This is a genomic window from Acidovorax sp. GW821-FHT09A11, from assembly GCF_059418365.1.
The window spans coordinates 206909-229386 of the sequence record NZ_JBWKPS010000001.1 but is presented as its reverse complement, the minus strand read 5'-3'; the positions used below and the strand labels follow the sequence as shown (position 1 = coordinate 229386).

Annotated in this window: 20 protein-coding genes; 5 read left to right on the top strand and 15 right to left on the bottom strand. The window is 67.5% G+C overall.

Annotated elements, in window-relative coordinates:
* Positions 1-56: 56 nt before the first annotated feature.
* From hutC to AC07PV_RS01005, 13 genes are all read right to left on the bottom strand, one after another.
* Entirely contained in the window at positions 57-878 is an 822-nt protein-coding gene (gene hutC, locus AC07PV_RS01065) for a histidine utilization transcriptional repressor HutC (RefSeq protein WP_218294732.1), read from the bottom strand.
* Positions 879-891: 13 nt separating this feature from the next.
* Positions 892-1671: an ABC transporter ATP-binding protein gene (locus AC07PV_RS01060; RefSeq protein WP_218294731.1), complete on the bottom strand. Its 780-nt coding sequence runs from the start codon at positions 1669-1671 to the stop codon at positions 892-894.
* Positions 1668-2504, bottom strand: a complete 837-nt coding sequence (locus tag AC07PV_RS01055) for an ABC transporter permease (protein ID WP_492245387.1) — start codon at positions 2502-2504, stop codon at positions 1668-1670. Before AC07PV_RS01055 ends, AC07PV_RS01060 begins: the two co-directional genes overlap by 4 nt.
* Before the next feature lie 35 nt (positions 2505-2539).
* Entirely contained in the window at positions 2540-3505 is a 966-nt protein-coding gene (locus AC07PV_RS01050; protein WP_218294729.1) for an ABC transporter substrate-binding protein, read from the bottom strand.
* Between the two features lie 364 nt (positions 3506-3869).
* Complete coding sequence (locus AC07PV_RS01045; RefSeq protein WP_218294728.1) at positions 3870-5276, bottom strand: sensor histidine kinase; 1407 nt, start codon at positions 5274-5276, stop codon at positions 3870-3872.
* On the bottom strand, positions 5273-5959 hold the full coding sequence (locus AC07PV_RS01040; RefSeq protein ID WP_218341080.1) for a response regulator transcription factor: 687 nt from the start codon (positions 5957-5959) through the stop codon (positions 5273-5275). Before AC07PV_RS01040 ends, AC07PV_RS01045 begins: the two co-directional genes overlap by 4 nt.
* A gap of 9 nt (positions 5960-5968) precedes the next feature.
* Positions 5969-6286 (bottom strand): hypothetical protein, encoded by a 318-nt coding sequence (locus AC07PV_RS01035; protein WP_218294726.1) that lies wholly within the window; start codon positions 6284-6286, stop codon positions 5969-5971.
* Positions 6287-6302: 16 nt separating this feature from the next.
* Complete coding sequence (locus tag AC07PV_RS01030; RefSeq protein WP_494629128.1) at positions 6303-6770, bottom strand: Spy/CpxP family protein refolding chaperone; 468 nt, start codon at positions 6768-6770, stop codon at positions 6303-6305.
* A 196-nt stretch (positions 6771-6966) separates the two neighbouring features.
* Positions 6967-7242 carry a hypothetical protein gene (locus AC07PV_RS01025; protein WP_369642651.1) on the bottom strand — a complete coding sequence of 92 codons (276 nt, stop codon included), beginning with the start codon at positions 7240-7242 and terminating at the stop codon, positions 6967-6969.
* A gap of 42 nt (positions 7243-7284) precedes the next feature.
* Complete coding sequence (locus AC07PV_RS01020) at positions 7285-7485, bottom strand: hypothetical protein (protein ID WP_494629126.1); 201 nt, start codon at positions 7483-7485, stop codon at positions 7285-7287.
* Positions 7486-7642: 157 nt separating this feature from the next.
* Positions 7643-7954, bottom strand: a complete 312-nt coding sequence (locus tag AC07PV_RS01015) for a hypothetical protein (RefSeq protein WP_218294722.1) — start codon at positions 7952-7954, stop codon at positions 7643-7645.
* A 153-nt stretch (positions 7955-8107) separates the two neighbouring features.
* Positions 8108-8368: a hypothetical protein gene (locus tag AC07PV_RS01010; RefSeq protein WP_218341077.1), complete on the bottom strand. Its 261-nt coding sequence runs from the start codon at positions 8366-8368 to the stop codon at positions 8108-8110.
* A 625-nt stretch (positions 8369-8993) separates the two neighbouring features.
* Positions 8994-10679 carry a long-chain fatty acid--CoA ligase gene (locus AC07PV_RS01005; protein WP_494629125.1) on the bottom strand — a complete coding sequence of 562 codons (1686 nt, stop codon included), beginning with the start codon at positions 10677-10679 and terminating at the stop codon, positions 8994-8996.
* 212 nt (positions 10680-10891) lie between these two features.
* Between AC07PV_RS01005 and AC07PV_RS01000 the strand changes: the two genes are divergently transcribed.
* On the top strand, positions 10892-11248 hold the full coding sequence (locus tag AC07PV_RS01000) for a hypothetical protein (protein ID WP_494629123.1): 357 nt from the start codon (positions 10892-10894) through the stop codon (positions 11246-11248).
* Between the two features lie 66 nt (positions 11249-11314).
* Here the strand turns inward: AC07PV_RS01000 and hrpA are convergent, their stop codons facing one another.
* Positions 11315-15397, bottom strand: coding sequence for an ATP-dependent RNA helicase HrpA (hrpA, locus tag AC07PV_RS00995; RefSeq protein ID WP_494629122.1), 4083 nt, complete (start codon positions 15395-15397; stop codon positions 11315-11317).
* Between the two features lie 198 nt (positions 15398-15595).
* On the opposite strand from hrpA, the gene AC07PV_RS00990 reads away from it, so the two are divergent.
* From AC07PV_RS00990 to argA, 4 genes are all read left to right on the top strand, one after another.
* A complete protein-coding gene (locus tag AC07PV_RS00990) occupies positions 15596-17464 on the top strand; it encodes a serine hydrolase domain-containing protein (protein WP_494629120.1) in 1869 nt (622 codons plus the stop codon).
* A gap of 360 nt (positions 17465-17824) precedes the next feature.
* Positions 17825-18076 (top strand): hypothetical protein, encoded by a 252-nt coding sequence (locus tag AC07PV_RS00985; protein ID WP_218294716.1) that lies wholly within the window; start codon positions 17825-17827, stop codon positions 18074-18076.
* Positions 18077-18098: 22 nt separating this feature from the next.
* A complete protein-coding gene (locus AC07PV_RS00980; protein ID WP_494629118.1) occupies positions 18099-20129 on the top strand; it encodes an AAA family ATPase in 2031 nt (676 codons plus the stop codon).
* A gap of 85 nt (positions 20130-20214) precedes the next feature.
* Positions 20215-21561: an amino-acid N-acetyltransferase gene (argA, locus tag AC07PV_RS00975; RefSeq protein ID WP_218294715.1), complete on the top strand. Its 1347-nt coding sequence runs from the start codon at positions 20215-20217 to the stop codon at positions 21559-21561.
* On the opposite strand, the gene blaACA is transcribed toward argA, so the two are convergent.
* Entirely contained in the window at positions 21548-22462 is a 915-nt protein-coding gene (blaACA, locus tag AC07PV_RS00970) for an ACA family class A beta-lactamase (protein WP_494629116.1), read from the bottom strand. The two genes, argA and blaACA, sit on opposite strands and share 14 nt — an antisense overlap.
* Positions 22463-22478: the final 16 nt, after the last annotated feature.

Here is a 22478-nt window from a genome sequence, read left to right as displayed (position 1 = left end):
TCCTGTATATACAAGTAGGTACAAGCGTAAAAAAATCGGGCCCTTCAGGCAAGCGTTCAACCAGCGACCGGGTTGCCGTCGGCTCGAAAGCGGCTGCCCAGGCGGTAGCGGGTAGCGGGGTGCAAACAACGCACCACGGTGATGGGAATCCCGCGCGACCAGGTGCGGCGGGTGAGCAGCAGGCAGGGCTCCTGCGGCGACATCTCCAGCAGCGTGGCCTGCTCGGCGGTGGGCATGACGGCATCGACCACGTGCTCGATCTGGTCGAACGGCACGTTGCGCACCAGGTATTCGGAGGGCTGCAGCAGCGTGAAGTCCTGCGCGGCGAACTGGGGCACCTGGCGCGGATTCACGTGGCGGTCTTCCAGCTGCACGGGCAGGCCGTCCTCGCGGTGGACGCACAGCGAGTGGAACACCGACTCCCCCGTGCGCAGGTCCAGCGCTGCCGCCACTTCGAGCGTGGCCGAGATGCGCTCCACGGCCAGCACGTCGCAGCGGTAGTCGTGCCCCCGCTGGCGGATTTCGCTCGCGAGGTTGGCGATCTGCAGCAACGTGGACTGTGGCTTGTCTTCCGCCACGAAGCTGCCCACGCCGGCCACGCGCACGATGCGGCCCTGCTCCACCAGTTCGCGCAGCGCGCGGTTCACCGTCATGCGCGAGATGCCGAACTGGGTGACCAGCTCGTTCTCGGACGGCAGGCGGTCGCCCGCGCGCCAGATGCCTTCCTGGATCTTGCGCGAGATATGGTCCTTGATCTGCTCGTACAGCGCCATCGCCTGCGCGGGCGCCGCCACGGCCGCCACCGCCCTGGCTGGAGCGGCAAGCGGTGCGCTGCGCGGGGCAGCTGCTGCGGGACGGCGGGAAGGACGGGCGCTCATGGGACCAAGGCGTTCAGTGCAGGTCGGCCGCCATGGATTCGGCGCGGATCTCTTCCGTCAGGCGCGCCTTGAGGTCCATGAACTCGGGGCTGGTCTTGATCGTGTAATGGCGCGGGTGCGGCAGGTCCACCGCCAGCTCGGTCTTGATGCGGCCGGGCCGCGCGCTGAACACGGCCACGCGGTTGGCCATGAAGATGGCCTCGTCGATGTCGTGGGTGACGAAAAGCACGGTCTTGCGCTCGGCCTCCCAGATGCTCAGCAGCAGCTCCTGCATGAGCACGCGGGTCTGGTTGTCGAGCGCGCCGAAGGGCTCGTCCATCAGCAGGATCTTGGGGTCGTTGGCCAGCGCGCGCGCAATCGCGGTGCGCTGCTGCATGCCGCCCGACAGCTGCTTGGGAAAGTGCTGCTCGAAGCCGCGCAGGCCCACCTTGGCGATGAAGTACGCGGCGCGTTCCTTCTGCTGGGCTTCGGGCATGCCGCGCTCGCGCAGGCCGAAGCGGATGTTCTGCTCGATGGTGAGCCAGGGGAACAGCGTGTAGCTCTGGAACACCATGCCGCGCTCGGCGCCCGGGCCTTCCACGGGCGCGCCGTCGAGCAGCACGCGGCCGCTGGTGGCGTGGTCCAGCCCCGCGACGATGCGCAGCAGCGTGGACTTGCCGCAACCCGAGGGGCCCAGGATGGTGACGAAGTCGTTGTCCTGCACTTCGAAGTCGACCGGCTGCAGCGCCTGCGTGCGCTGGCCCTTGGCGGTCTCGAAGACGCGCGAAACGGCTTGGATGGATACGCGGCTCATCGCACAAAACTCCAGGCAAACAGACGGTGGTTGAGCGCCTTGAAGGCGAAGTCGGACACCAGCCCGATGAGGCCGATGATGATGATGCCGAAGATGATCTGGCCGGTATTGAGCAGCGACTGGCTGTCGGTGATCATGTGGCCGATACCGCTCGAAGAACCGATCAGCTCGGCCACGATCACGTAGGTCCAGGCCCAGCCCAGCACCAGGCGCAGGGTCTCGGCGATCTCGGGCGCGGCGCCCGGGATGAGCACGCGCGTCACGATGCCCTTGTGGCCGGCTCCCAGCGTGTAGGCGGCCTCCACGAGGTCGCGCCGCGCGCCCCCCACGGTCACGGCCACCATCAGCGTGATCTGGAAGACCGAGCCGATGAAGATGACCAGGATTTTCTGCGTCTCGCCAATGCCGGCCCACAGGATGAGCAGCGGAATGAAGGCCGACGCGGGCAGGTAGCGGCAGAACGAGACGAAGGGCTCGAAGAACGCCTCGATGCCCTTGTAGGCGCCCATGGCGATGCCCAGGGGCACGGCGATCACTGCGGCCAGCACAAAGCCACCGACCACGCGCCAGATGGTCATGCCGATGTCCTTGATGAAGCCGTATTCGGTGAACAGCAGCCAGCCTTCCTTGGCCATGGTGATGGGGCTGGCCAGGAAGGTGGGCGACACGAAGCCGCCCAGCGTGAAGAACGCCCACACCGCCACGAACACGACGAAGAAGGCCAGCCCCAGCATCCAGCGGGCACGGCTGCTCACGGGCTCCAGGGGAGCCAGCGAGCGCCGGCGCACGGGAGCGTGGGACTCGGTAACGGACAGGGGTTGCACTGCAGACATGGCGCGCTCTTCTTTGGCTCGGAAAAACTCAGTTGTTACTTGATGAAGCTCGCGTCGAAGGTGGCGGCCAGATCTTCAGGCGCCTTGCGGATGATGCCGGCCTCCAGCAGGATGCCGGTGGCATCCTTCATGAACGTGGTCAGTTCGCCCGCGAAGAACTTCTGGTTGGCGGCCTTGTCCTGCCAGCGCAGGAAGGACGACGACTTGGCGAACTGCTCGCCCGTCTGCTTGACGGCCGCGCCCATGATCTCGTTGGACTTGGTGGGGTCGGCCTTGATCATGTCGAGCGCCTGGAAGTACGAATTGGCCAGGGCCTGCGCGGCCTTGCCGTTGGCCTTGAGCCAGGTGGGGTCGCAGCCCACGGTGTCCATCACCATGGGGTAGTCGAGCGTGGTGGCCAGGATCTTGCCGGCGGCAGGGTTGTCGCGCACGGTGGAAAGATAGGGCTCGTACGTCATGGCGGCATCGTTCTGGCCGGCCACGAAGGCCTGCGCGGCCGCCTGGGGCGACAGCGTGGTGGTCTTCACGTCCTTGAGGCTCATGCCGTTCTTGCTGAGCATCCAGGCCAGGCCGAAGTACGGGGCGGTGCCGGGAGCATCCACGCCGATGGTCTTGCCCTTCAAGTCGGCAAAGCCCTTGATGTCGCCCCGCACCGCGATGCCGTCGGCGCCGTAGGACTTGTCCATCTGGAAGATCTGCACGATGGGCACGCCGTTGGCGTTCCAGGCCACATGCGTCTCGACGGTGGTGGCGGCGCACTGGATGGACTTGGAGGCCAGGGCCAGGTGGCGGTCCTTCTGCGGGATCATCTTGATCTCCACATCCAGGCCGTTCTTCTTGAAGATGCCCGCCTTGTCGGCCAGGGTGAGCGGCGCGAAACCCGTCCAGCCGGACATGCCCAGCACAATCTTGGTTTCCTGCGCCTGGGCCGGGGCGGCCAGGGCCATCACGCATGCCGTTGCCGCTGCCAGCGACGTCCATTTCACAACCGATCGAGTCATCATCTGCTCCTGTTTGAAGAAAGTACCTTAGCCCATCCCGGCCGGGTCGCACCCGCATTCCAGCCGCCATGATGACAGCCGCAGCATACCTGTATATACAGGGTAAACGCTAAAGAGTCCCCAAAAGGGGCCGGTAGCCAGTCTGAGCAAGAATGAGGCCAACGTAAGTACCCCACGCCGGCGACCGCCGGTGAAAATCAGAAATTGATAGCAAACCATCCATGGCAGGTGTATACCAACGCCGGTCTGGCATCCATTTTGCGCTTCGCGAAATCGTACGGAGAAAAACACCGCGCCACGCCAACGCACCATCGCGGTGCAGTGCGGCGCCCTCGGCAGGCCGGGGGGCCGCGGGGCACCCAGCTCAGGCGACGATCGGCAGGCGCACCGTGACCGAAAGGCCGGGCCCGGCGTTGCGCATCTGCAGCGTGCCGCCGTGCGCCTGTGCCACCAGCCGGCACAGGTACAGGCCCAGGCCCACGCCGCCGGTGGTGCGCTGCCGCGCCGTGTCGGGCCGGTAGAACGCCTGCGCCAGGTGCGGCAGGTGCTCTGGGGGAACACCCGGTCCGTGGTCGCGCACCTCCAGTTCGAGCGTCTGCGCCGCGAGGCGCAGATGCAACTCGGGCGGCGGCGCGGCCGGATCGCTGCTGTGGCGCAGGCTGTTGTCCAGCAGGTTGCGCAGCAGCAGGCGCATGCGGGAGCGGTCAAGCGACAGCGGCGGCATGCCCTGCTGTGCATGGAGGGTGATCCCCGCCGCGCCGGCATGGCGGCCGCCGAGCTCGGCCACCACCTCCCGCGCCAGCGCAGCCAGGTCCACGGGCTCGCGGTGCAGGGCGGCGTGGCGTCCAGCCAGGCGCTCGCTTTCGAGCAGGTCGGTGATGAGTCCGGCCATTTCACTCAGGTCGCGCATCAGGGCCTGCCGCTGGGCCTGCACGTCGGCGGTCTCGGGCAGCAGCTCGGTGTTCAGGCGGGCGCGGGTCAGGGGGCTGCGCAATTCATGGCTCATGGCCAGCAGCAGGGCCCGCTTGGCCTCCAGCATCTGGTGGATGTCATCCCCCATGGTATTGATGGTGGCCGCCAGTTGCCCCAGCTCGTCGGGCCGGTGGGCATGCCGCACGGGGATCGCCTGGGCGAAATTGCCTTCGCCAAACCGCTGCGCGCCCCGGCGGATGTCGTCGAGCGGGCGCAGCAGATGCCGCACGTACACATAGGCCAGCGCGGTGAGCAGCAACAGCACCGTGAGCGTGCCCCACGCAATGCGCGGGCGCTTTTCCCAGGACAGCGCATTGAGCCCGAACTCGATGCTGTGTCCGTCCGCCGTGGTGCGCTGCAGGAGCCGGCGGCCCTGGTCGTCGCTGCCATGGCCGTTCCAGTGCTCCTCGCGCTGGAACTTGTCGCTCATCCAGTCGCTGCGCGGCTGATCGGGGTGGGATTCCCAGTGGACCACCGGCCCGTCAATGCGCAGCGTGACCGGCAACCGGCTCGCGATGGCCTTCGCCCGCTCGATGCTGGGCGGGCTGCCGATCTCGTCCGCGAGGCGGTCCACGTAGTCCATCAGCAGGGGCCTGGCCGCCTCGCGCCAGCCCACGGACACCGCCTTTTGCACTCCGCCCATGAAGGTGACGGCCACCGTCACCGCGAGCGCCATGAACACCAGCACCAGCCGGATGCGCAGCGAATACCCGACCGCGCGCCGCGCGCGGCGGTGCCAGGGGCAATCGTGCCCGTCTTCGGCCCCCTCGCCAGGGCGCGAACGCCGCCAGAACCTCATGGCGCCGCCCGCCGCAGGGCCAGCGAGTAGCCCGCGTTGCGCAAGGTCTTGATGCAGTCGAGCGGTTCCAGCTTCTTGCGCAGGCGGCTCACCACGATATCGACGGCGCGGGTGTACAGCTCGGCCTCGTGCCCGCGCAACTGGTTCAGGATGTCATCGCGGCTGAACACCTTGCCCGGTTCGCGTGCCAGCAGATGCAGCAGGTCGAATTCGGTGCCGGTCAGCTCGACGATGCCCCCTTGTCGCAGCACGCTGCGGCGCGCGGCATCAATGCTGAGGCCTTCAAACTCCAGCGTCCCCGAATCGCCGCCCTGCCCCGGCGCGCGGCTGCGGCGCAGCACGGTCTGCAGCCGTGCCACCAGCTCGCGCGGCTCGAAAGGCTTGGGCAGGTAGTCGTCGGCACCCAGCTCCAGGCCCACCACGCGGTCCATCACCTCACCCCTGGCCGTGAGCATCACGATGGGCAGGTCCCCCTGCTTGCGGATGGTGCGGCACAGTTCAAAGCCGTCCATCTCGGGCAGCATGACATCAAGGATGGCGGCATCAAAGCCGCCCGCCCCGAGCCGGGCCAGGCCTTCGCTGGGCTTGAGCGCATGGACCAGTTCCAGCTCGAAACGCTGGAAATAGATGGCAAGCGGCGGACCCAGTTGGGCGTCGTCGTCAATGAGCAGGATGCGGTGCATGCGCGATTCTTACATTGGCAGGCCGCTGCCGGCCACCGGCGGAGCAAGCAATGCGCGGTGCCGCCGGATGAGCTCCCGCAGGCGGTGCTGCGCAGGCAGGTGCAGCGCATCGAAGGCGTCCGCGGCCGCGAGCAGCGCAGGCAGGGCGGGCGCGGCGGCAGCGGGCTGGCGCGCCACGAGCCCGAGCGCATGCTCCCTGTCAAAGCGCGGCCCCCATACCAGCGACATCAACTCGTCATGGGGCTCGGGCATGCCTGCCAGCAGCACAGGGCCGTGCATGCGCACTTCCTGCGTCAAGTGGTGGATGGGATCCAGCATCGGTGACATGGAAAATGCTCCTGCCTCAGCCGCGCGCCATCCAGCCCCTGCGCCGCTGCATCAGCTCGCGCACCTTCTGCTGCTGGTCCGGATTCAGGCTGTCGTAGAAGTCCGCCAGCGCATTGATCACGTCAGGGCTGTTCGCCTGTACCGCGCGGGTCTTCTCCTCCAGCAGGCTCTGCGCGCGTGCACGGTCGAACTTGTCGCCCGCGACGATGGCCTGCACTTCCGCGCGCGGATCGGCTATCTTGCCCAGGAAGGCCGTGCGCTGTGCCTCCATCCTGTCCGCCAGCACATTGAGCTTTTGCTTCTGCGCATCGTTCAGGTCCAGCTTGCCGCTGACCCGGTCGACCACCTTGGCGCGCACCTCCGCCATTTTCTCCGGGCTCATGGGCCCGTGGCGGTGGGCTCCACTGGAACAGGCCGTCAGACCACCCACCATGATGGATGCGCCAAAGATTCCTACCAGCGTTCTCTTGATCCAGGGTTTCATGATCAGTCCTTTCGGGACGGTGTTGAACATGGCCCTGATGGTGCCGGCAGGTGCTTCGGGAGTGGTCTCGACGCAGTTTCGGTTTATTTCATTTTGTTTCGCGGGAGAAGGCGCTGGCAGAGGCCCAGGTCCTTTGGAGCGCTTCAAGCCGCGCCCGCAGGTGGGGTGCAGCAGCCAGATCGAGACAGGCGGAATCTCAGCGCAGGACGGCGGACAGCACCACCAGCCGGTTTGACAGCTCCACGGCGTCGGTGCGCATCTGGATGAGCGGAACCGTGCCCACGCTGCCCCCGCCATACCAGATGTTGAAGGCGGTCACGCCGGGGAACCCGTCGGCGTGGCCATAGGCCTCGATGGCCTCGTCAATTTCGGCATGCAGGGTGGGGGTGCCGACCAGGACCTTTCCGTCAAACACCCGGGCCAGGTACTGCGCGGCGCCCTCGGGCCGAATGTGCAATGTCAACACCCGCATGGTTTCTCGCTGCACGCACCCGGGGCGCACTCAGGCCTGTCGTCAACCCATCGCTTGGGGTTCGCGGTATTCCAGGTCTGCAAACTGTAATTCCCGCTCCATGCCATGGCTGTCTCCCCCCCAAGGCGCGAGATCGTCGGTTTGCTGGCGCTGGAAAACCCGCTCCATCGGCTGCCCCATTTGCAAGGCAGGCGCTTCTGGCCACGCTTCCAGATGATGGGATGGGGGATCGAAAGAAAACATGCTGAACTCCTCGCACGGGCACCGCACTGGCCCCGTGGTGATTGAGGCATGGGCCCGAACACACGCATGTCGGAACCCCGTGAAGACAGGTGTAGGACAACACTGACGTGGATGCGGACGCCGTCCCGCCGGCAGGATCGCAAAGCCCTGGGCGCCGTCAGGCAGCCTTTGCCAGCAGCGGGGATTCCCCGATCCCCAGGGCATCCCCCTCGCCCGCCAGAAGACCGATGCAGTCCAGGGCCGTCGGCGGATCGCAGGGCTCGGCATAGACGCGCAAGGCTATGTCTTGGGCGGCGGGAGAGAAATAGAGCCAGAGATTGTCCTTTTCCTTGTCATAGCAGGAAAAGAGCGCCCTGCCGGACCCCGGGGGGCACATCAGGAACTTCGACATGAACATCTGCTGAATGCGCAGCGTGGGCTCAAAGGCCTGATCATCATTGCCGAGTGCCAATTTGTACCAACTGCTCATATGCGCCTTTCACCTGGCCGTGCCAGTAAATACGGATGGCCCATCGTATTTACGCAGCGCGGCCGCGGCACTTCTGGTGCGGCGCATCAATTTGTAGGACAGTGACTCCGAGCGGGGTTTACGGGCATGAGGCCGGATACGTGGCACGGCCCATCAGTCGTATGAAGCCTCCAGATCGGTGTGCGCCTGCGGGCGGGGCGCCCTCACGCGGGATCGATAGGCTCTGAGCGTCGCGCAACCCAGGCCGGTGATGTACAGCACCTGCGCCTTCTGCTGTGGCGAATCGACGGGCGGGAGCTGCACTTCCACCATACCGGCCGCCCGCAACACGCGCAGCTTGTCGATGTTGACCACGTCCGATTCAATCAGGGGAAGCGCATCGCGCTCCAGTTCCCTTAGATACTCCATTGGCATGGCGGCCTCCGGCGTGAATGAAGGAATATTGTGCGGCGCGAGCCCCCCGGGTTCAAGGATTGATACACGAAGCTACAACCTTGCGGGCCCGGCAGCCAGGGGCCCCAAATGAAGCACCAGCGCGGCTGGGCGCCCCGCTGGCAGCCGCGTAAACCCCTGCCGATATTGTTGCCATTCGGATTTTTGTAACAAATCCCGCACCATCCATACCGGTCTTACCGTAGGAAACCGCCTACGCGGTCCTTCGCTGTTGTCGCACCCCGGCCTGGAGTACGCACACCTAGCATCCTTGCTTCATCAAAGGGGATGGCCATGCCAATCGTCGTGATTTTCTTCGGGATCCAGCTGATCGCCGTGGCGCTGGCCGCCGCGATCGTGGGCATCTGAGCCCCACCCGCGCCTGCCAGTGGCTCCATCACCGCTGCCCCCGAGCCTTCGAGGCTCTGACCCTGGCAAGGGTCGCTGCCCCATCCAAACCGGACTTATTTCACGGTTGCGCCGCACACGGGCGGGCGGGCGGCCAGAATCGGACCTAGGATGCACCTACCGTCAAATCCCTGGCGGTTTCGCCCCTCCCTGTGCGAGTGATGCAATGATTTAGCCCGCCCCCGTGCGGGCTATTTTTTCAGCCCGCTTCCAGCTCCTGCAGCTGCCTCCACATCACCTTGCCGCTGCCGCTCTTGGGCAGTGCGTTCACGAACTGCACGATGCGCGGCACCTTGTACACCGCCATGTTCTCGCGGCACCAGTCGACGATCTGCTGTTCGGTGGTGTCCTTGTGCGATGCGCGCAGCACCACCACGGCCTTCACGGTCTCGCCCCGGTAGCTGTCCTTGGCGGAGATGATGCAGGCCTCCTGGATGGCGGGGTGGCGGAACATCAGCGCCTCGACCTCCGCCGGCCAGACCTTGAAGCCGCTCGCGTTGATCATGCGCTTCAAGCGGTCGGTCAGGAAGAAGTAGCCGTCCTCGTCCATGCGGCCCAGGTCGCCCGAGCGGAAGAAGCGCTTGCCCTCGAACTCGATGAAGGCCGAGGCGGTGGCATCCGGGCGCTTCCAGTAGCCCTCGAACACCTCGGGACCATGGATGATGATCTCGCCCTGTTCGCCGACGGGCACTTCCTGCAGCGTGTCGGGATCGACCACCCGCGCATCGGTGCTCATGAACGGGATGCCCAGGCACTGCTGCTTGGGGTGGTCGGGCGGGTTCGAGTGCGAGGGCGCGGCCGTTTCGGTGAGGCCGTAGCCCTCCGAGTAGCGCAGTCCGTACTGTTCGAGCAAACGCTGCGCCACGGCCTGCGGCATCGCCGCGCCGCCGCCGCCAATGTAGACCAGGCTGGAGAGGTCGTAGCTTGCGAAGTTCGGGCTGCCCAGCAGGTCGATGACCATGGTGGGGATGTTGGTCCAGTTGGTGACCTGGTAGCGCGAGATGAGGCGCCCGGCCAGGTCGCGCTCCCAGCGGGGCATGATGACCAGGGTGGCGGCGCAGTAGATGGCGGTGTGCATCACGCTCACCATGCCGGTGATGTGGAACATGGGCACCACGGCCAGCGTCACGTTGTCCACCGAACCCGTGCCCCACAGGGCGCCAGCCGCCGCGTTGTGCATGATGCTGCGGTGCAGGTGCATGCAGCCCTTGGGCAGGCCCGTGGTGCCGCTGGTGTAGGGCAGCAGCGCCAGGTCGTCTGGCCCGACCACCAGCTCCGGGGGGGCCTCCGCGCAGGCCAGGGCGTCCGTCCAGGCATGGGCCTGGCCGCCCTCCAGGGCAGGCAGCGGGTGGCGCGTGCCCAGCCACTCCCGCCAGGCCTCGGGCGGCGCATCCGTGCCCGTCACCTGCGCATCGAACGCATCCGTGAATTGCGTCACCACCAGGTGTGCCAGGCGTTCGCCCGCTGGCAGCGCGTTGCTTGCCTTGGCCATCTCCGGAGCCAGGTCGCCCGTGGTGAAGGCCACCCGGGTGTCGGGATCGGTGATGTAGTGCTTGAGCTCTTCCGCCCGGTTCATCGGGTTGACCGGCACCACCACCGCATTGGCACGCAGGATGGCGAAGTGCGCCATCACCAGTTGCGGGCAGTTCTGCATGCACAGCACCACGCGGTCGCCACGCTGCACCCCCAGGGCCACCAGTTTCGCCGCCAGGCGCTCGGCGCCTTCGAGCAGGGCGCGGTAGCTCAGCGAAGCACCAAAGAACACCAGGGCCGTCTTGTCCGGATACCGGCGGGCACTGATGGCCAGGTTGTCCCACAGCGAGGTGGACGGCAGGGTGATGGAGCGGGGCAGACGCTGGGGCCAGAACTTGTAGTGAGGGCGCATGGGTGATTCGGTTCCTTTGAACCCGCAGCCTAGAGGCCCTGCACCCGCGTGGCATTGGGGATGCCACTGATGCCGGGTCGCGCATGTGACGCCGAGGCGCCGCGCCGCACGGGCAGCGGACACGCAGCGGGGGCCGCCGGGGAATGAGGATGTCTCGGATACCATCCTTGCGAAGCCGCATTGTTTCCCTTCCAGCAACGACGAGTTGACGCATGCTCACCGCCACTTACTACGCCCTGATGCTCCTGGTCGGATACGCCTGGTACAGGTATGGACAGAAACTGCTCGACAAGGGCCTGCGCGACGAGAACGATGAGTTCACCAAGCCGCCTGTCGGGCCCGTCGGTTTTGTGCTCATCGGCGGTGTGGCGTGTTATCTGTTGTTCGAGGCCCTGCGCGCCCTGGTGCTGGGCAAGATTCCGTGCGTCGGGAAAGGCTGCGCAGGCCAGATCTACACCTTGGCAGAGCATTCCGGCCATTACTGGGCCAACCTGTTTTTTGTGGTGTGGATGGTGCTGGCCCTGGGCTACACGATGTACGTGGCCCTCAAGATCTGGTTCAGGGCATGAGGCCCTGCTCTCGCACCTGAAATGGCGGCAGGTGCCCGCCGGAACCGGCTCCACCGGCCCCGGCCGTCAGCTATTGACCTGCGCCCACAGCTTGTCCAGCCGCTTCACGCTCACTGGCTGCGGCGTGCGCAGTTCCTGGGCGAAGAAGCTCACGCGCAGCTCCTCCAGCAGCCAGCGCAGCTCTTGCATGCGCGCATCAACCTGCCCCTTGCGCTCGGCCACCAGGCGCCAGTAGCGCTGCTCTTGCGGGCGCAGCTCGGCCAGCTTGGCGGCGTCCCGGGCGGGGTCGGCGCGGTATTTATCCAGGCGCAGCGTGATGGCCTTGAGGTAGCGGGCATAGTGCGCCAGCTGTGTCCACGGGGCGGCCGCAATGAAGTTCTTGGGCACCAGGCGCTGCAGCTGCTGCTGCGCGTCCTGCGTGGCCTCGGGGGCGTTCTTGGTGTCCTTGATCTTGCGGGCGGCGGCCGCGTATTCGGTGAGGATGGTGGCGGCCAGGCGCGCCACTTCGTTGGCGATCAGCGTGAGGCGGCCCCGGCCTTCCTCCACGCGGCGCTTGAAGGCGAACTCGTCGGTGGGCAGCGGGTCGAGCAGAAAGGCCCGGTCCAACGCCACGTCGATGATCTGGGTGCGCAGCTCTTCCTGCGTACCCAGCGGCATGTAGGCCACCGCCATCTTCTGCAGGTCGGGAATGTTCTTTTCCAGGTACTTGAGCGCGTCCTTGATCTGCAGAGCGAACAGACGGCGCAGGCCCGCGCGGTGTTTGGCCGCTGCCACCTCGGGCTCGTCAAACACTTCGATGGTCACGGCGTCACCGCCATCGATGAGCGCTGGGAAGCCGATCAGCGTCTGGCCCGCCTTCTTGATCTCCATCAGCTCGGGCAGCTCGCCGAACGTCCAGGTGGCGTAGCGCTGGCCTGCGGGGGCAGACGGCGTGGCGCTGGCGGGTTTCGCAGGCTGGGCAGGCTGCGCGGCACCTCTTACTCCTGATTTAATAGCTGCTTGCGCTTTACCATCAAGCGCTGGAGGCATATTTGAATCAGATTTCGCACCCTCTGCCGCCGCGCCGCCGAGCTTGAGTCCCGCCAGCGCCTGGAATGCCCCGCGCGCCTTGGCGCCCCACTCCGCTTTCAGCGCACCCAGGTTGCGGCCGTGGCCCAGCTGGCGCCCGTGCTCGTCCACCACGCGGAAGTTCATGAACAGGTGCGGACTGAGCATGTCGAGCTTGAAGTCGGCGCGCTTCACATCGAGCGAGGTCTCGTCGCGCACCTGCTTGAGCAGCACATCGGTCAGGCTGCCGGTGCCAAAACGTTCGGGCGTGCCCAGCAGCTCGGCCAGGCGGGTAGCGGACTCGGGCAGTGGCACGAAGCGGCTGCGTGGGCGCTGCGGCAGGCTTTTGAGCAGCGCCTGGATCTTGTCCTTGAGCATGCCGGGCACCAGCCATTCGCAGCGCTCGTCGCTCACCTGGTTGAGCACGAAGAGCGGGATGGTCACGGTGATGCCGTCGCGCGCATCGCCGGGCTCGTGCAGGTAGCTGGCGGCGCAGTCCACGCCGCCCAGGCGCACGGTCTTGGGAAACGCGTTGCTGGTGATGCCGGCCGCCTCGTGGCGCATGAGCTCTTCGCGCGTGAGCTTGAGCAGATCGGGCTGCTGGCGGGAGGCCTCGCGGTACCAGGCCTCGAAGCCATGGCCGCTGCACACGTCGGGTGGCAGCTGCTGGTCGTAGAAGGCATAGATCAGCTCGTCGTCCACCAGCACGTCCTGGCGGCGCGACTTGTGTTCCAGCTCCTCCACCTTGGCGATGAGCTTCTGGTTGGCGGCCAGGAAGGGCAGCTTGCTCTCCCAGTTGCCCCCCACCAGGGCCTCGCGGATGAAGATCTCGCGCGCGGCGTGCGGGTCGATCTTGCCGAAGTTGATGCGCCGGCCGTTGTAGACCACCAGGCCGTAGAGCGTGGCCCGTTCGAGCGCCGTGACCTCGGCCGACTTCTTCTCCCAGTGCGGGTCGAGCAGCTGCTTGCGCAGCAGGTGACCACCTACCTGCTCGATCCACTGCGGCTCGATGGCGGCGATGCCCCGCCCGAACAGGCGTGTGGTCTCCACCAGCTCGGCCGCCACGATCCAGCGGCCGGGCTTCTTGTTCAAGTGGGCGCCCGGGTGCTTGTAGAACTTGATGCCGCGCGCGCCCAGGTACCAGTCTTCCTCTTCGCTGCGCGCGCCGATGTTGCCCAGCAGCCCGGCGAGCATGGACAGGTGCAGCTGCTCGTAGCTGGCGGGCTGCGTGTTGATGGGCCACTTGTGCTCGGCGACCACGGTGAGCAGCTGCGTATGGATGTCGCGCCACTCGCGCAGGCGGCGGATGCTGATGAAGTTCTGGCGCAGCAACTGCTCGTACTGGCGGTTGCTCAGCTTGTGGGTGGGCGCCGGTGCGGTGGCACTGGCCACCGCGGGCGCGGGTGCCGCCGCGGCCACCAGCCGCTGGGCCACGGGCAGGTGGGCCTGCGACGGTGCGCGCTGGTGGGCCATGGCCTTCTGCGCGCGGGCAGAAGGCAGCGTGGGCGCCCCGCCCCGTGCCTCGTTGATCCACTTCCACAGCTTGAGGTAGCCGCTGAACTCGCTTTTCTCGTCGTCGAACTTGGCGTGCGCCTGGTCGGCCTGCTGCTGGGCTTCCATGGGCCGGTCGCGCACGTCCTGCACGCTCAGCGCGCTGGCGATCACCAGCACCTCATCGAGCGCCTTGCGGTCGCGCGCCTCCAGGATCATGCGGCCCACGCGCGGGTCGAGCGGCAGGCGTGACAGCTCCACGCCCATGGGCGTGAGTTCGTTGGCCTCGTCCACCGCGCCGAGTTCGCCCAGCAGCTGGTAGCCGTCTGCAATGGCGCGGCCCGAGGGTGCTTCGATGAACGGGAACTGCACCACGTCGCCCAGGTGCAGCGACTTCATGCGCAGGATGACGCCGGCCAGCGATGACCGCAAGATTTCGGGGTCGGTGAAGCGCGGGCGGGCGTTGAAGTCCGCCTCGTCGTACAGGCGGATGCAGATGCCGTTGGCCACCCGGCCGCAGCGGCCCGCGCGCTGGTTGGCGGCCGCCTGGCTGATGGGCTCGACCAGCAGCTGCTCCACCTTGCTACGGAAAGAATAGCGTTTCACGCGCGCCGTGCCTGCGTCGATCACGTAGCGGATGCCCGGCACCGTGAGCGAGGTCTCGGCCACGTTGGTCGCCAGCACCAGGCGGCGGCCCGTGTGGCCGTCGAAGATGCGGTCCTGCTCGGCCTGCGACAGGCGGGCGAACAGCGGCAGCACCTCGGCGTTGCGCATCACCGGCTGGTGGGCCAGGTGCTTGCGCAGGTGGTCGGCGGCCTCGCGGATCTCGCGCTCGCCGGGCAGGAAGATGAGGATGTCACCGGCCGCATTGCCCTGCCAGAGTTCATCCACCCCATCGGCGATGGCTTCGTTGAGGCCGTAGTCGCGCGTGTCTTCGAACGGCCGCCAGCGCTGCTCCACCGGAAAGGTGCGGCCGGAGACATAAATGATCGGCGCCGGCCCCTTGGCCGACTCGAAGTGCTTGGCAAACCGGTCTGCATCGATGGTCGCCGAGGTCACTACCACCTTGAGGTCCGGCCGGCGCGGCAGGATCTGGCGGATATAGCCCAGCAGGAAGTCGATGTTCAGGCTGCGCTCGTGCGCCTCGTCGATGATGATGGTGTCGTAGGCCTTGAGCAGCGGATCGGTCTGCGTCTCGGCCAGCAGGATGCCGTCCGTCATGAGCTTGACCGAGGCGTCGCGCGAGAGCCGGTCCTGGAAGCGCACCTTGAAGCCCACCACGTCGCCCAGCGGCGTTTGCAGCTCTTCGGCGATGCGCTTGGCCACGCTGCTGGCGGCAATGCGGCGCGGCTGGGTATGGCCGATCAACTGGCCCTTCTGGCCTGCGGGCGCATTGCACTTGCCCCGGCCCAGGGCCAGCGCGATCTTGGGCAGCTGCGTGGTCTTGCCCGAGCCGGTTTCGCCGCAGACGATGACGACCTGGTGCTTCTCGATGGCCTCCATGATCTCGTCGCGCTTGCCAGATACGGGCAACGATTCGGGAAAGGTGATGCGCAGCGGCGCGGTTCGCGGGGCGGATCGGGGGGGAGTGGGAGGCGCGGATTCGGTCATGAAGCCACGCATTATCCGAGGCGGGCGTTGGCCCCGTGCAACACAGGCCATGCGCGCGGCCAAACGGAGCACCCCGCGCTCCCTCCCTTGCGCGGTCTTTTGTCAAACGCCACTTTTTGGTGCCGGGGATTTCAGTATGTAATACCCCGGTTCCGCCCCGAAGATGTCTGCGTGGCGGGTGCCCTCCGGAATGACCGCATGCTCCCGCAGACATCTGCCCCGAATTTTTCCGCCCGCGACAGCGCCACCCCACCGCCCTCCTCGCGCCGCGACTGGCTCGCATGGGCCGGCACCGCAGCCCTGGCCCCCCTGCTGCCGGCCTGCGGGGGCACCGGCAACCCCGGCCCCGCGATGTCGGCCACCATGGCCTGGGGCCGCAACGAAATACGCCAGGCCATGCTGCGCAGTGATGCGCGGGCCGCCTCCGTCGCGCTGCTGCACGGCGACCGCCTCGTCTGGCAAGAGGCGTTCGGGGTGCTGGACGACACGTCCGCCATCCCGGCAACGCCCGACACGCGCTTCAATGTCGGCTCCGTCAGCAAGGTGCTCGCGGCGCTGGCCGTCATGGTGCTGGTGGACCGCCAGCTCGTGCAGCTCGACGCCCCCGTGGTGCGCTATCTGCCCCGGTTCACGATGCTGTCGGAAGACTACCGCGACATCACCGTCCGCCACCTGCTGAGCCATGCCTCCGGGCTGCCGGGCACCCACGCGCACAACATGTTTTCCTTTGCGCCGCTGTCGGGCTATGCGGCGGGGCTGGAGGCGGCGCTGGCCAGCGTCCACCTCAAACATGCGCCCGGGGCGCTGGCGACCTACTGCAACGACGGCTTCACGCTGGTCGAGCGCATCGTGCTCGCGGTCACAGGGCAAGGCTACCCGGCATTCGTGCAATCGGTCCTCTTCAACCCGCTGGCCATGGCCCGCTCGGGCTACACGCTGCTGCCCCTGCCCGAAGGCAGCTTCGCCCATGGGTACATCCACAAGGTGCGCCAGGGCCAGGAGTTCGTGATGGGCTACGCCACCGGCGGGCTGTGCACCACGCCGGGCGACATGATGAAGCTCGCCGCGATGCTCCTGCAGGGCGGTGAATACGACGGCCGGCGCATCGTCTCGAAAGCCGCCGTGCTGGAAATGGGCCGCGACCAGGGCCAGGGCACGCACCTTCACCTCACGCCCGACTGGCACACCGGCCTGGGATGGGACAGCACGCGGCATCAGGGCCTGGGCGCCGCGGGCGTCCTCGCATGGCAAAAGAGCGGCAGCACGATGTTCTACGCCAGCGACTTCCACGTGCTGCCGCAGGCGGGCCTGGCCCTGCTGCTCACGGGCAGCGCCTCCAGCTTCAAGCCCGGGCCCATCGCCGAGGGCATTCTGCTGCGCGCGCTGCAGGAAACCGGCCAGCTCCCTGCGCTGCCGCCCAAGGTGTCCACCGCCGCCCCCGCGCTGGCCACCTCGTCGTCCAGCGCGGTCGATGCGGTGCTCGGCATCTATGGCCGTTCCTCGAAACCCCTGAAAGTCCTCTCGCCCGACAGCCAGCAGATCGACTTGTGGATCTGGTCCGCGCCGGCGAAGGACTGGGCACCGCTGTGCACGGGGCTTCGCCCGCGCAGCGACGGGTGGTGGTGGTCGGATGCCCAGCCCCGCACCCACTACCGCTGGGAGATGGCCGACGGCCGCCGCTACCTGCTTTCGCGCGAGCCCGCCACGGCGGGACACTACTGGGTCACCATGCCCGTGGGCCAGCAGATGCCGCGCGCCGCCGCCGCGCTCCCTGCGCAGTGGATATCGCGGCTGGACAGCACCTGGCTGCTCGCGAACGAAGCGTCCGAATCCATTCCGCTGGCCCTGGGTGTGGGGGCGGCCGCCCTGCGCGAGCTGCCCGAGCTTCCCGGCTACCTCTTCTGGGACGACAGCCAGTTCCTGCTGCCCCTGTCGCCGGACCGCGCCGGCATGGCGGTGCAGGTGCCGCTCAACGACGGCCGCGATCTGGTGGAGCTGGTCGTGGAAACCCGCGACAAGGAGGAATGGATGCACGCCGCCGGCTGGGCCTACCGCCGGCAGGGCTGAGCGCCGGCCCTGCCCGCCCCGCAGCCACCGCAGCACACAGGCGCAGGGCACGGGCTGCCCGGTACTGTTCCTTTCACACGACAAATGCAGCCGTTCGCGGCCCCTTGCGCTTGCCAAGCCCCGGGGGCCTCGCCACAATTCGCGCTTCTTTCTTTCAGGCATGTGCCCGCCGCCACGGCAGCCCCTGAAAACACTGGAGGTCACCGCTATGTTTGTTCCCTTGTCCGCTCCCGCCTGACCACCGTCCACCGCCCCGGCTGGACTGTGTGCGCACGCACTGTCCAGCCTTGGCCCCCGGCGCCCCCACGCGCTCCGCAAGCCCTGGCTCCATTGCCGGGGTTTTTTGTTTGTGGAGTGCACATGAGTGCCAAAAAATTGTCCCGGGCCTATGCCCAGGGTGAGATCAAGAAGCTGCGCCGCATGAAGCAGCCCCTGGTCGTAGTTCTCGAGTCCTCGGGCCCGCCCCGAAATCCCGTGGCCACCGCACTGGCCCGGCGCAGCCTGTCGAGCGCGGCAGGCAAGCACATCCGAGCCCGCGGGGCCCAGCGCCGCGCGGACAACGTCGCCCTGCGCAAGGCGATCCAGACATCCCGCTTCACCGAAAGCGACTGATGCGACACAACGATTGAAAACCATGGACCTTTCCACCCTTTCCGAAGACACGCCGCACAAGCGGCCCACTCCGCCCATCGCGCAGCGGGAGCTGCTGGCCCAGCGCCAGCAGGCGCTGGCGCTGGCCGCAGCGCAGCTCAAGGCCGAGCTGTTTGGCATCGACGACGTGATCGACCGCGTGGTCGACGCCATCCGCGCCTGGTACGTGCTGCCCCAGCTCATCACCCGGCCCGTGATCGTGTGCCTGTGGGGCCTGACCGGCACGGGCAAGACGCAGCTCACGAGGCGCCTGGCGCAGCTGCTGGGCTTCTACGACCGCTTCGTGGAGGTGCAGATGGACGGCTTCAGCCACGGCGCGAGCTACCGCAGCTCGTCCATCTCGGGCATGCTCGCGGACTCCGGCATCCACGAGGGCGCGCCGGGCATGCTGGTGCTGGACGAGTTCCAGCGCTTTCGCACGGTGGACACCAAAGGCGCCGACGTGAAGGTGGAGCGCTACCAGGACGTGTGGACGCTGCTGTCCGACGGGCGCCTGCCGCCCGCGCTGAGCGCCCTCACCAACATCGAACGCAAGCTGGCCGACGCGCATTACGAAGCCGAACGCGCCGACGACAACGAGGACGAGCGCGCCGGCAAGAAGCCCTACCGCTTCCAGCTCGACGCCTGGGATGCCCAGGAGCTCAAGCGCATGCTCAAGCTCTCGGAGCCCCTGGCCGAGATCATGCAGTGGCCGCCCGCGCAGGTACAGGCGCTGTTCACGCGGTTCCAGCAGTCGCTGTCGTCCTGGGAGACCGACTACAGCAAGCTGCTGGTGTTCGTCTGCGGCAACCTCGACGAGATGTACCACGAGACCGCGCAGCGCGTGGAAGACTGCGACACCGACGCCGACATCTTCCACCGCCTCACGCGCAAGCTCTCGCTCATCGACGTGAAGAAGGCCCTGAGCGAACGCTTCAAGCCCGAGCAGATCGCCCGGCTGGGCAACGAGCACGTGATCTACCCCTCGTTCAACAAGGCCACCTACGAGCAGCTCATCCGCAACCTGTGCGCGCGCTACTGCGACGACATCGCCGCACAGTGCGGCGTGCGCTTTGCCATCGGGCAGGACGTGCTGGACGAGCTGTATGCCAACGCGGTGTTTCCGGCGCAGGGCACGCGGCCGCTGTTCTCGTCGGTGCACGCGATCCTGAGCGCCAACCTGGTCAACGCCGCGCTGTGGGCACTGGAGCAGCAGCTGCCCCTGGCACAGGACGTCGCCATCACGCTGGCGGCCGACAAGCGCCACCTGGTGGTGCGCGGCCTCGGCGGCCAGGGCGAGGCGCGGCAGGCGCAGTTTGCGGTGGCGCTGGAGCTCAACCGCCTCAAGCAGCGCGCCAATGCCGACTTCCGCGCCCTGCTGGCGGTGCACGAAGCCGGCCACGGACTGGTGTACTGCCTGCTGTTCGGCCAGGCCCCGCAGGAGGTGAAGATCAACATCGCCTCGTTCGAGGGCGGCTACAACAGCTTCGCGGGCCTGAAGGTCACCACGCGGCAGAACGCGCTCGACATGATGTGCGTGGGCCTGGCGGGCCGGGCGGCCGAGGAGCTGGTGTTTGGCGAAATGGCCTGCACGACCGGCGCCGAGCAGGACTACAAGCAGGTCACGGCCGAAGCGGCGCGGTTCATCCGCCACCACGGCTTTGGCACGCGCCTGTCCCGCACCGACGTGACGGTGGAGCTGGACAACCACCTCAACACCGACGTGGAACCCAGCAATGCGGCCATCGAGCAACTGCTGCAGTCCCAGTACCAGCGCGCCAGCGCCCTGCTGCGCCAGCACCGGGAGGCCCTCACCCGCCTGGTGGAGGCCCTGCTGGACCACGGCATGATCGCCCAGCCCGAGATGCAGACGCTGATGGCCCGAAGTGGCGTGGCCATTGCGGTGGCAGCCCACACGGGGCCCGACGAAGCCCTGATCCTGGAGCCCTTCGCGGCCCGGCTGGCCGCGTTTCGGCAACAAACCGGGAGCCAACCCGCACCTGCCCCGGACAGCGAAAGCCCTGCATGCTTATGATGCGCGACTTGGCGGCCGCACGCGGCCGCCCGCCGTTGCCGGTTTTCCCCTCGCTCCAAGGCCACCCCACCGCCCTCCACCGCCCATGTCCGCCGTTTTCAACTTCACCTTCGTCCCCTGGTTCCGCTCGGTGGCGCCCTACATCCACAAGTTCCGCAACCAGACCTTCGTGATCGGGCTCACGGGCGAAGGCATCGCGGCGGGCAAGCTGCACAACATCGCGCAGGATCTGGCGCTGATCCAGGCCATGGGCGTGCGCATCGTGCTGGTGCACGGGTTTCGCCCGCAGGTGAACGAGCAACTGGCGGCCAAGGGCCATGCGGCGAAATACTCGCACGGCATCCGCATCACGGATTCGGTGGCGCTCGACTGCGCGCAGGAAGCCGCGGGCCAGCTGCGCTACGAGATCGAGGCCGCGTTCAGCCAGGGCCTGCCCAACACGCCCATGGCGGGCGCCACGGTGCGGGTGATCTCGGGCAACTTCCTCACGGCGCGGCCCGTGGGCATCGTGGACGGCGTGGACTTCCAGCACTCGGGCCTGGTGCGCAAGGTGGACGTGGCCGGCATCCAGCGCACGCTGGACATGGGCGCGCTGGTGCTGCTCTCGCCGTTCGGCTTCTCGCCCACGGGCGAGGCCTTCAACCTGAGCATGGAAGAAGTGGCCACCAGCGTGGCCATCGAGCTGCGCGCTGACAAGCTGATCTTCCTGACCGAGGTGCCGGGCATCCGCATGCTGCCCGGCGAACCCGAGAGCGAGGACAACCCCATCGACACCGAGCTGCCCCTGGCCGCCGCGCAGGCCCTGCTGGCCACGCTGCCCACCGCGCAGACGCCCACCGACACGGGCTTCTATCTGCAGCACTGCGTGAAGGCCTGCAAGGCCGGGGTGGAGCGCAGCCACATCCTGCCATTCGCGGTGGATGGCTCGCTGCTGCTGGAGGTGTACGTGCACGACGGCATCGGCACCATGGTGATCGACGAGAAGCTCGAAGAGCTGCGCGAAGCCACCATCGACGACGTGGGCGGCATCCTGCAGCTGATCGAGCCCTTCGAGAAGGACGGTACCCTCGTCAAGCGCGACCGCACCGAGATCGAGCGCGACATCGCCAGCTACACCATCATCGAGCACGACGGCGTGATCTTCGGCTGCGCGGCGCTCTACCCCTACCCCGAGGCCAAGACGGCCGAGATGGCCGCGGTGACCGTGTCCCCGCAAAGCCAGGGCACGGGCGACGGCGAGAAGCTGCTCAAGCGCATCGAGCAGCGCGCGCGCCTGCAGGGGCTGGACAGCATCTTCGTGCTGACCACCCGCACCATGCACTGGTTCATCAAGCGCGGCTTCCAGCCCGTGGACCCGGACTGGCTGCCCGACGCGCGCAAGCGCAAGTACAACTGGGACCGCCGCAGCCAGGTGCTGGTCAAGAGGCTCTGAGTGTTTCGCGCGCCGCCGCCACGGCGCGCGCCACCTGCGCAATGGCCGCGTCGCGCTGCTGCGGCGCGGCGGCGGACCGCGTGAGGTAGCAGGTCACCAGTACCGGCGCGCCGCCGCCCGGGGGCCACAACACGCCGATGTCGTTGGCCGTGCCGCTGTCGCCGGCCGTGCCCGTCTTGTCGCCCACCTTCCAGCCCGGCACGCCGGCGCGCAGGCGCTGGTCGCCGGTGCTCGTCTCCACCAGCCAGCGCTGCAGCCAGGCGCGCGACGCCGGTGTGAGCACATCGCCCAGCACCAGTTTCTGCAGGGTCTGCAGCATGGCCAGCGGCGTGGTGGTGTCGCGCGGGTCGCCCACCTTGGCTTCGTTCAGCGTGGGCTCGGTGCGGTCCAGGCGCGTGGTGGTGTCGCCCAGCGAGCGCACGAAGGCGGTGAACCCGGCCGGCCCGCCATGGCGCGCCAGCAGCACGTTGGCGGCGGTGTTGTCGCTCAGGCTCACGGTGGCGGCGCAGAGTTCGCCCACCGTGAGGCCCCCGCCGTCGCCCGCGCGCGGGCCGCTCGCGGGCGAATGGGCGATGACGGCCTCGCGGTCGTAGTGCAGGCGGTGGTCCAGCCGCTCCTTGCCCTGGTCCACCAGCGCCAGCATCCAGCCCGCCAGCACCGCCTTGAAGGTGCTGGCCATGGCAAAACGCTCGTCCTGGCGCCAGCCCAGCGCCAGGCCCGAGCCGGTGTCCAGCATGGCCACGCCCAGGCGGCCCTGGGCGGCGCGTTCGATGCCGGCCAGCGTGTCATTCCACTGGCGGGCCGTGGTGCCGCGGTCCGCCGCGGTGCCGGCGGCGGCGCAGCCCCAGATAGGCAGGGCGGTGGCAGCCATCAAACCCAAGGAAAACTGTCGTCTTTGCATAAGAGATGGAGGGGTG

Bases quoted from the DNA above. Each gene is read 5' to 3' on its own strand.
- hutC (WP_218294732.1), bottom strand. From the start codon at position 878: ATGAGCGCCCGTCCTTCCCGCCGTCCCGCAGCAGCTGCCCCGCGCAGC.
- AC07PV_RS01060 (WP_218294731.1), bottom strand. From the start codon at position 1,671: ATGAGCCGCGTATCCATCCAAGCCGTTTCGCGCGTCTTCGAGACCGCC.
- AC07PV_RS01055 (WP_492245387.1), bottom strand. From the start codon at position 2,504: ATGTCTGCAGTGCAACCCCTGTCCGTTACCGAGTCCCACGCTCCCGTG.
- AC07PV_RS01050 (WP_218294729.1), bottom strand. From the start codon at position 3,505: ATGACTCGATCGGTTGTGAAATGGACGTCGCTGGCAGCGGCAACGGCA.
- AC07PV_RS01045 (WP_218294728.1), bottom strand. From the start codon at position 5,276: ATGAGGTTCTGGCGGCGTTCGCGCCCTGGCGAGGGGGCCGAAGACGGG.
- AC07PV_RS01040 (WP_218341080.1), bottom strand. From the start codon at position 5,959: ATGCACCGCATCCTGCTCATTGACGACGACGCCCAACTGGGTCCGCCG.
- AC07PV_RS01035 (WP_218294726.1), bottom strand. From the start codon at position 6,286: ATGTCACCGATGCTGGATCCCATCCACCACTTGACGCAGGAAGTGCGC.
- AC07PV_RS01030 (WP_494629128.1), bottom strand. From the start codon at position 6,770: ATGAAACCCTGGATCAAGAGAACGCTGGTAGGAATCTTTGGCGCATCC.
- AC07PV_RS01025 (WP_369642651.1), bottom strand. From the start codon at position 7,242: ATGCGGGTGTTGACATTGCACATTCGGCCCGAGGGCGCCGCGCAGTAC.
- AC07PV_RS01020 (WP_494629126.1), bottom strand. From the start codon at position 7,485: ATGTTTTCTTTCGATCCCCCATCCCATCATCTGGAAGCGTGGCCAGAA.
- AC07PV_RS01015 (WP_218294722.1), bottom strand. From the start codon at position 7,954: ATGAGCAGTTGGTACAAATTGGCACTCGGCAATGATGATCAGGCCTTT.
- AC07PV_RS01010 (WP_218341077.1), bottom strand. From the start codon at position 8,368: ATGCCAATGGAGTATCTAAGGGAACTGGAGCGCGATGCGCTTCCCCTG.
- AC07PV_RS01005 (WP_494629125.1), bottom strand. From the start codon at position 10,679: ATGCGCCCTCACTACAAGTTCTGGCCCCAGCGTCTGCCCCGCTCCATC.
- AC07PV_RS01000 (WP_494629123.1), top strand. From the start codon at position 10,892: ATGCTCACCGCCACTTACTACGCCCTGATGCTCCTGGTCGGATACGCC.
- hrpA (WP_494629122.1), bottom strand. From the start codon at position 15,397: ATGACCGAATCCGCGCCTCCCACTCCCCCCCGATCCGCCCCGCGAACC.
- AC07PV_RS00990 (WP_494629120.1), top strand. From the start codon at position 15,596: ATGCTCCCGCAGACATCTGCCCCGAATTTTTCCGCCCGCGACAGCGCC.
- AC07PV_RS00985 (WP_218294716.1), top strand. From the start codon at position 17,825: ATGAGTGCCAAAAAATTGTCCCGGGCCTATGCCCAGGGTGAGATCAAG.
- AC07PV_RS00980 (WP_494629118.1), top strand. From the start codon at position 18,099: ATGGACCTTTCCACCCTTTCCGAAGACACGCCGCACAAGCGGCCCACT.
- argA (WP_218294715.1), top strand. From the start codon at position 20,215: ATGTCCGCCGTTTTCAACTTCACCTTCGTCCCCTGGTTCCGCTCGGTG.
- blaACA (WP_494629116.1), bottom strand. From the start codon at position 22,462: ATGCAAAGACGACAGTTTTCCTTGGGTTTGATGGCTGCCACCGCCCTG.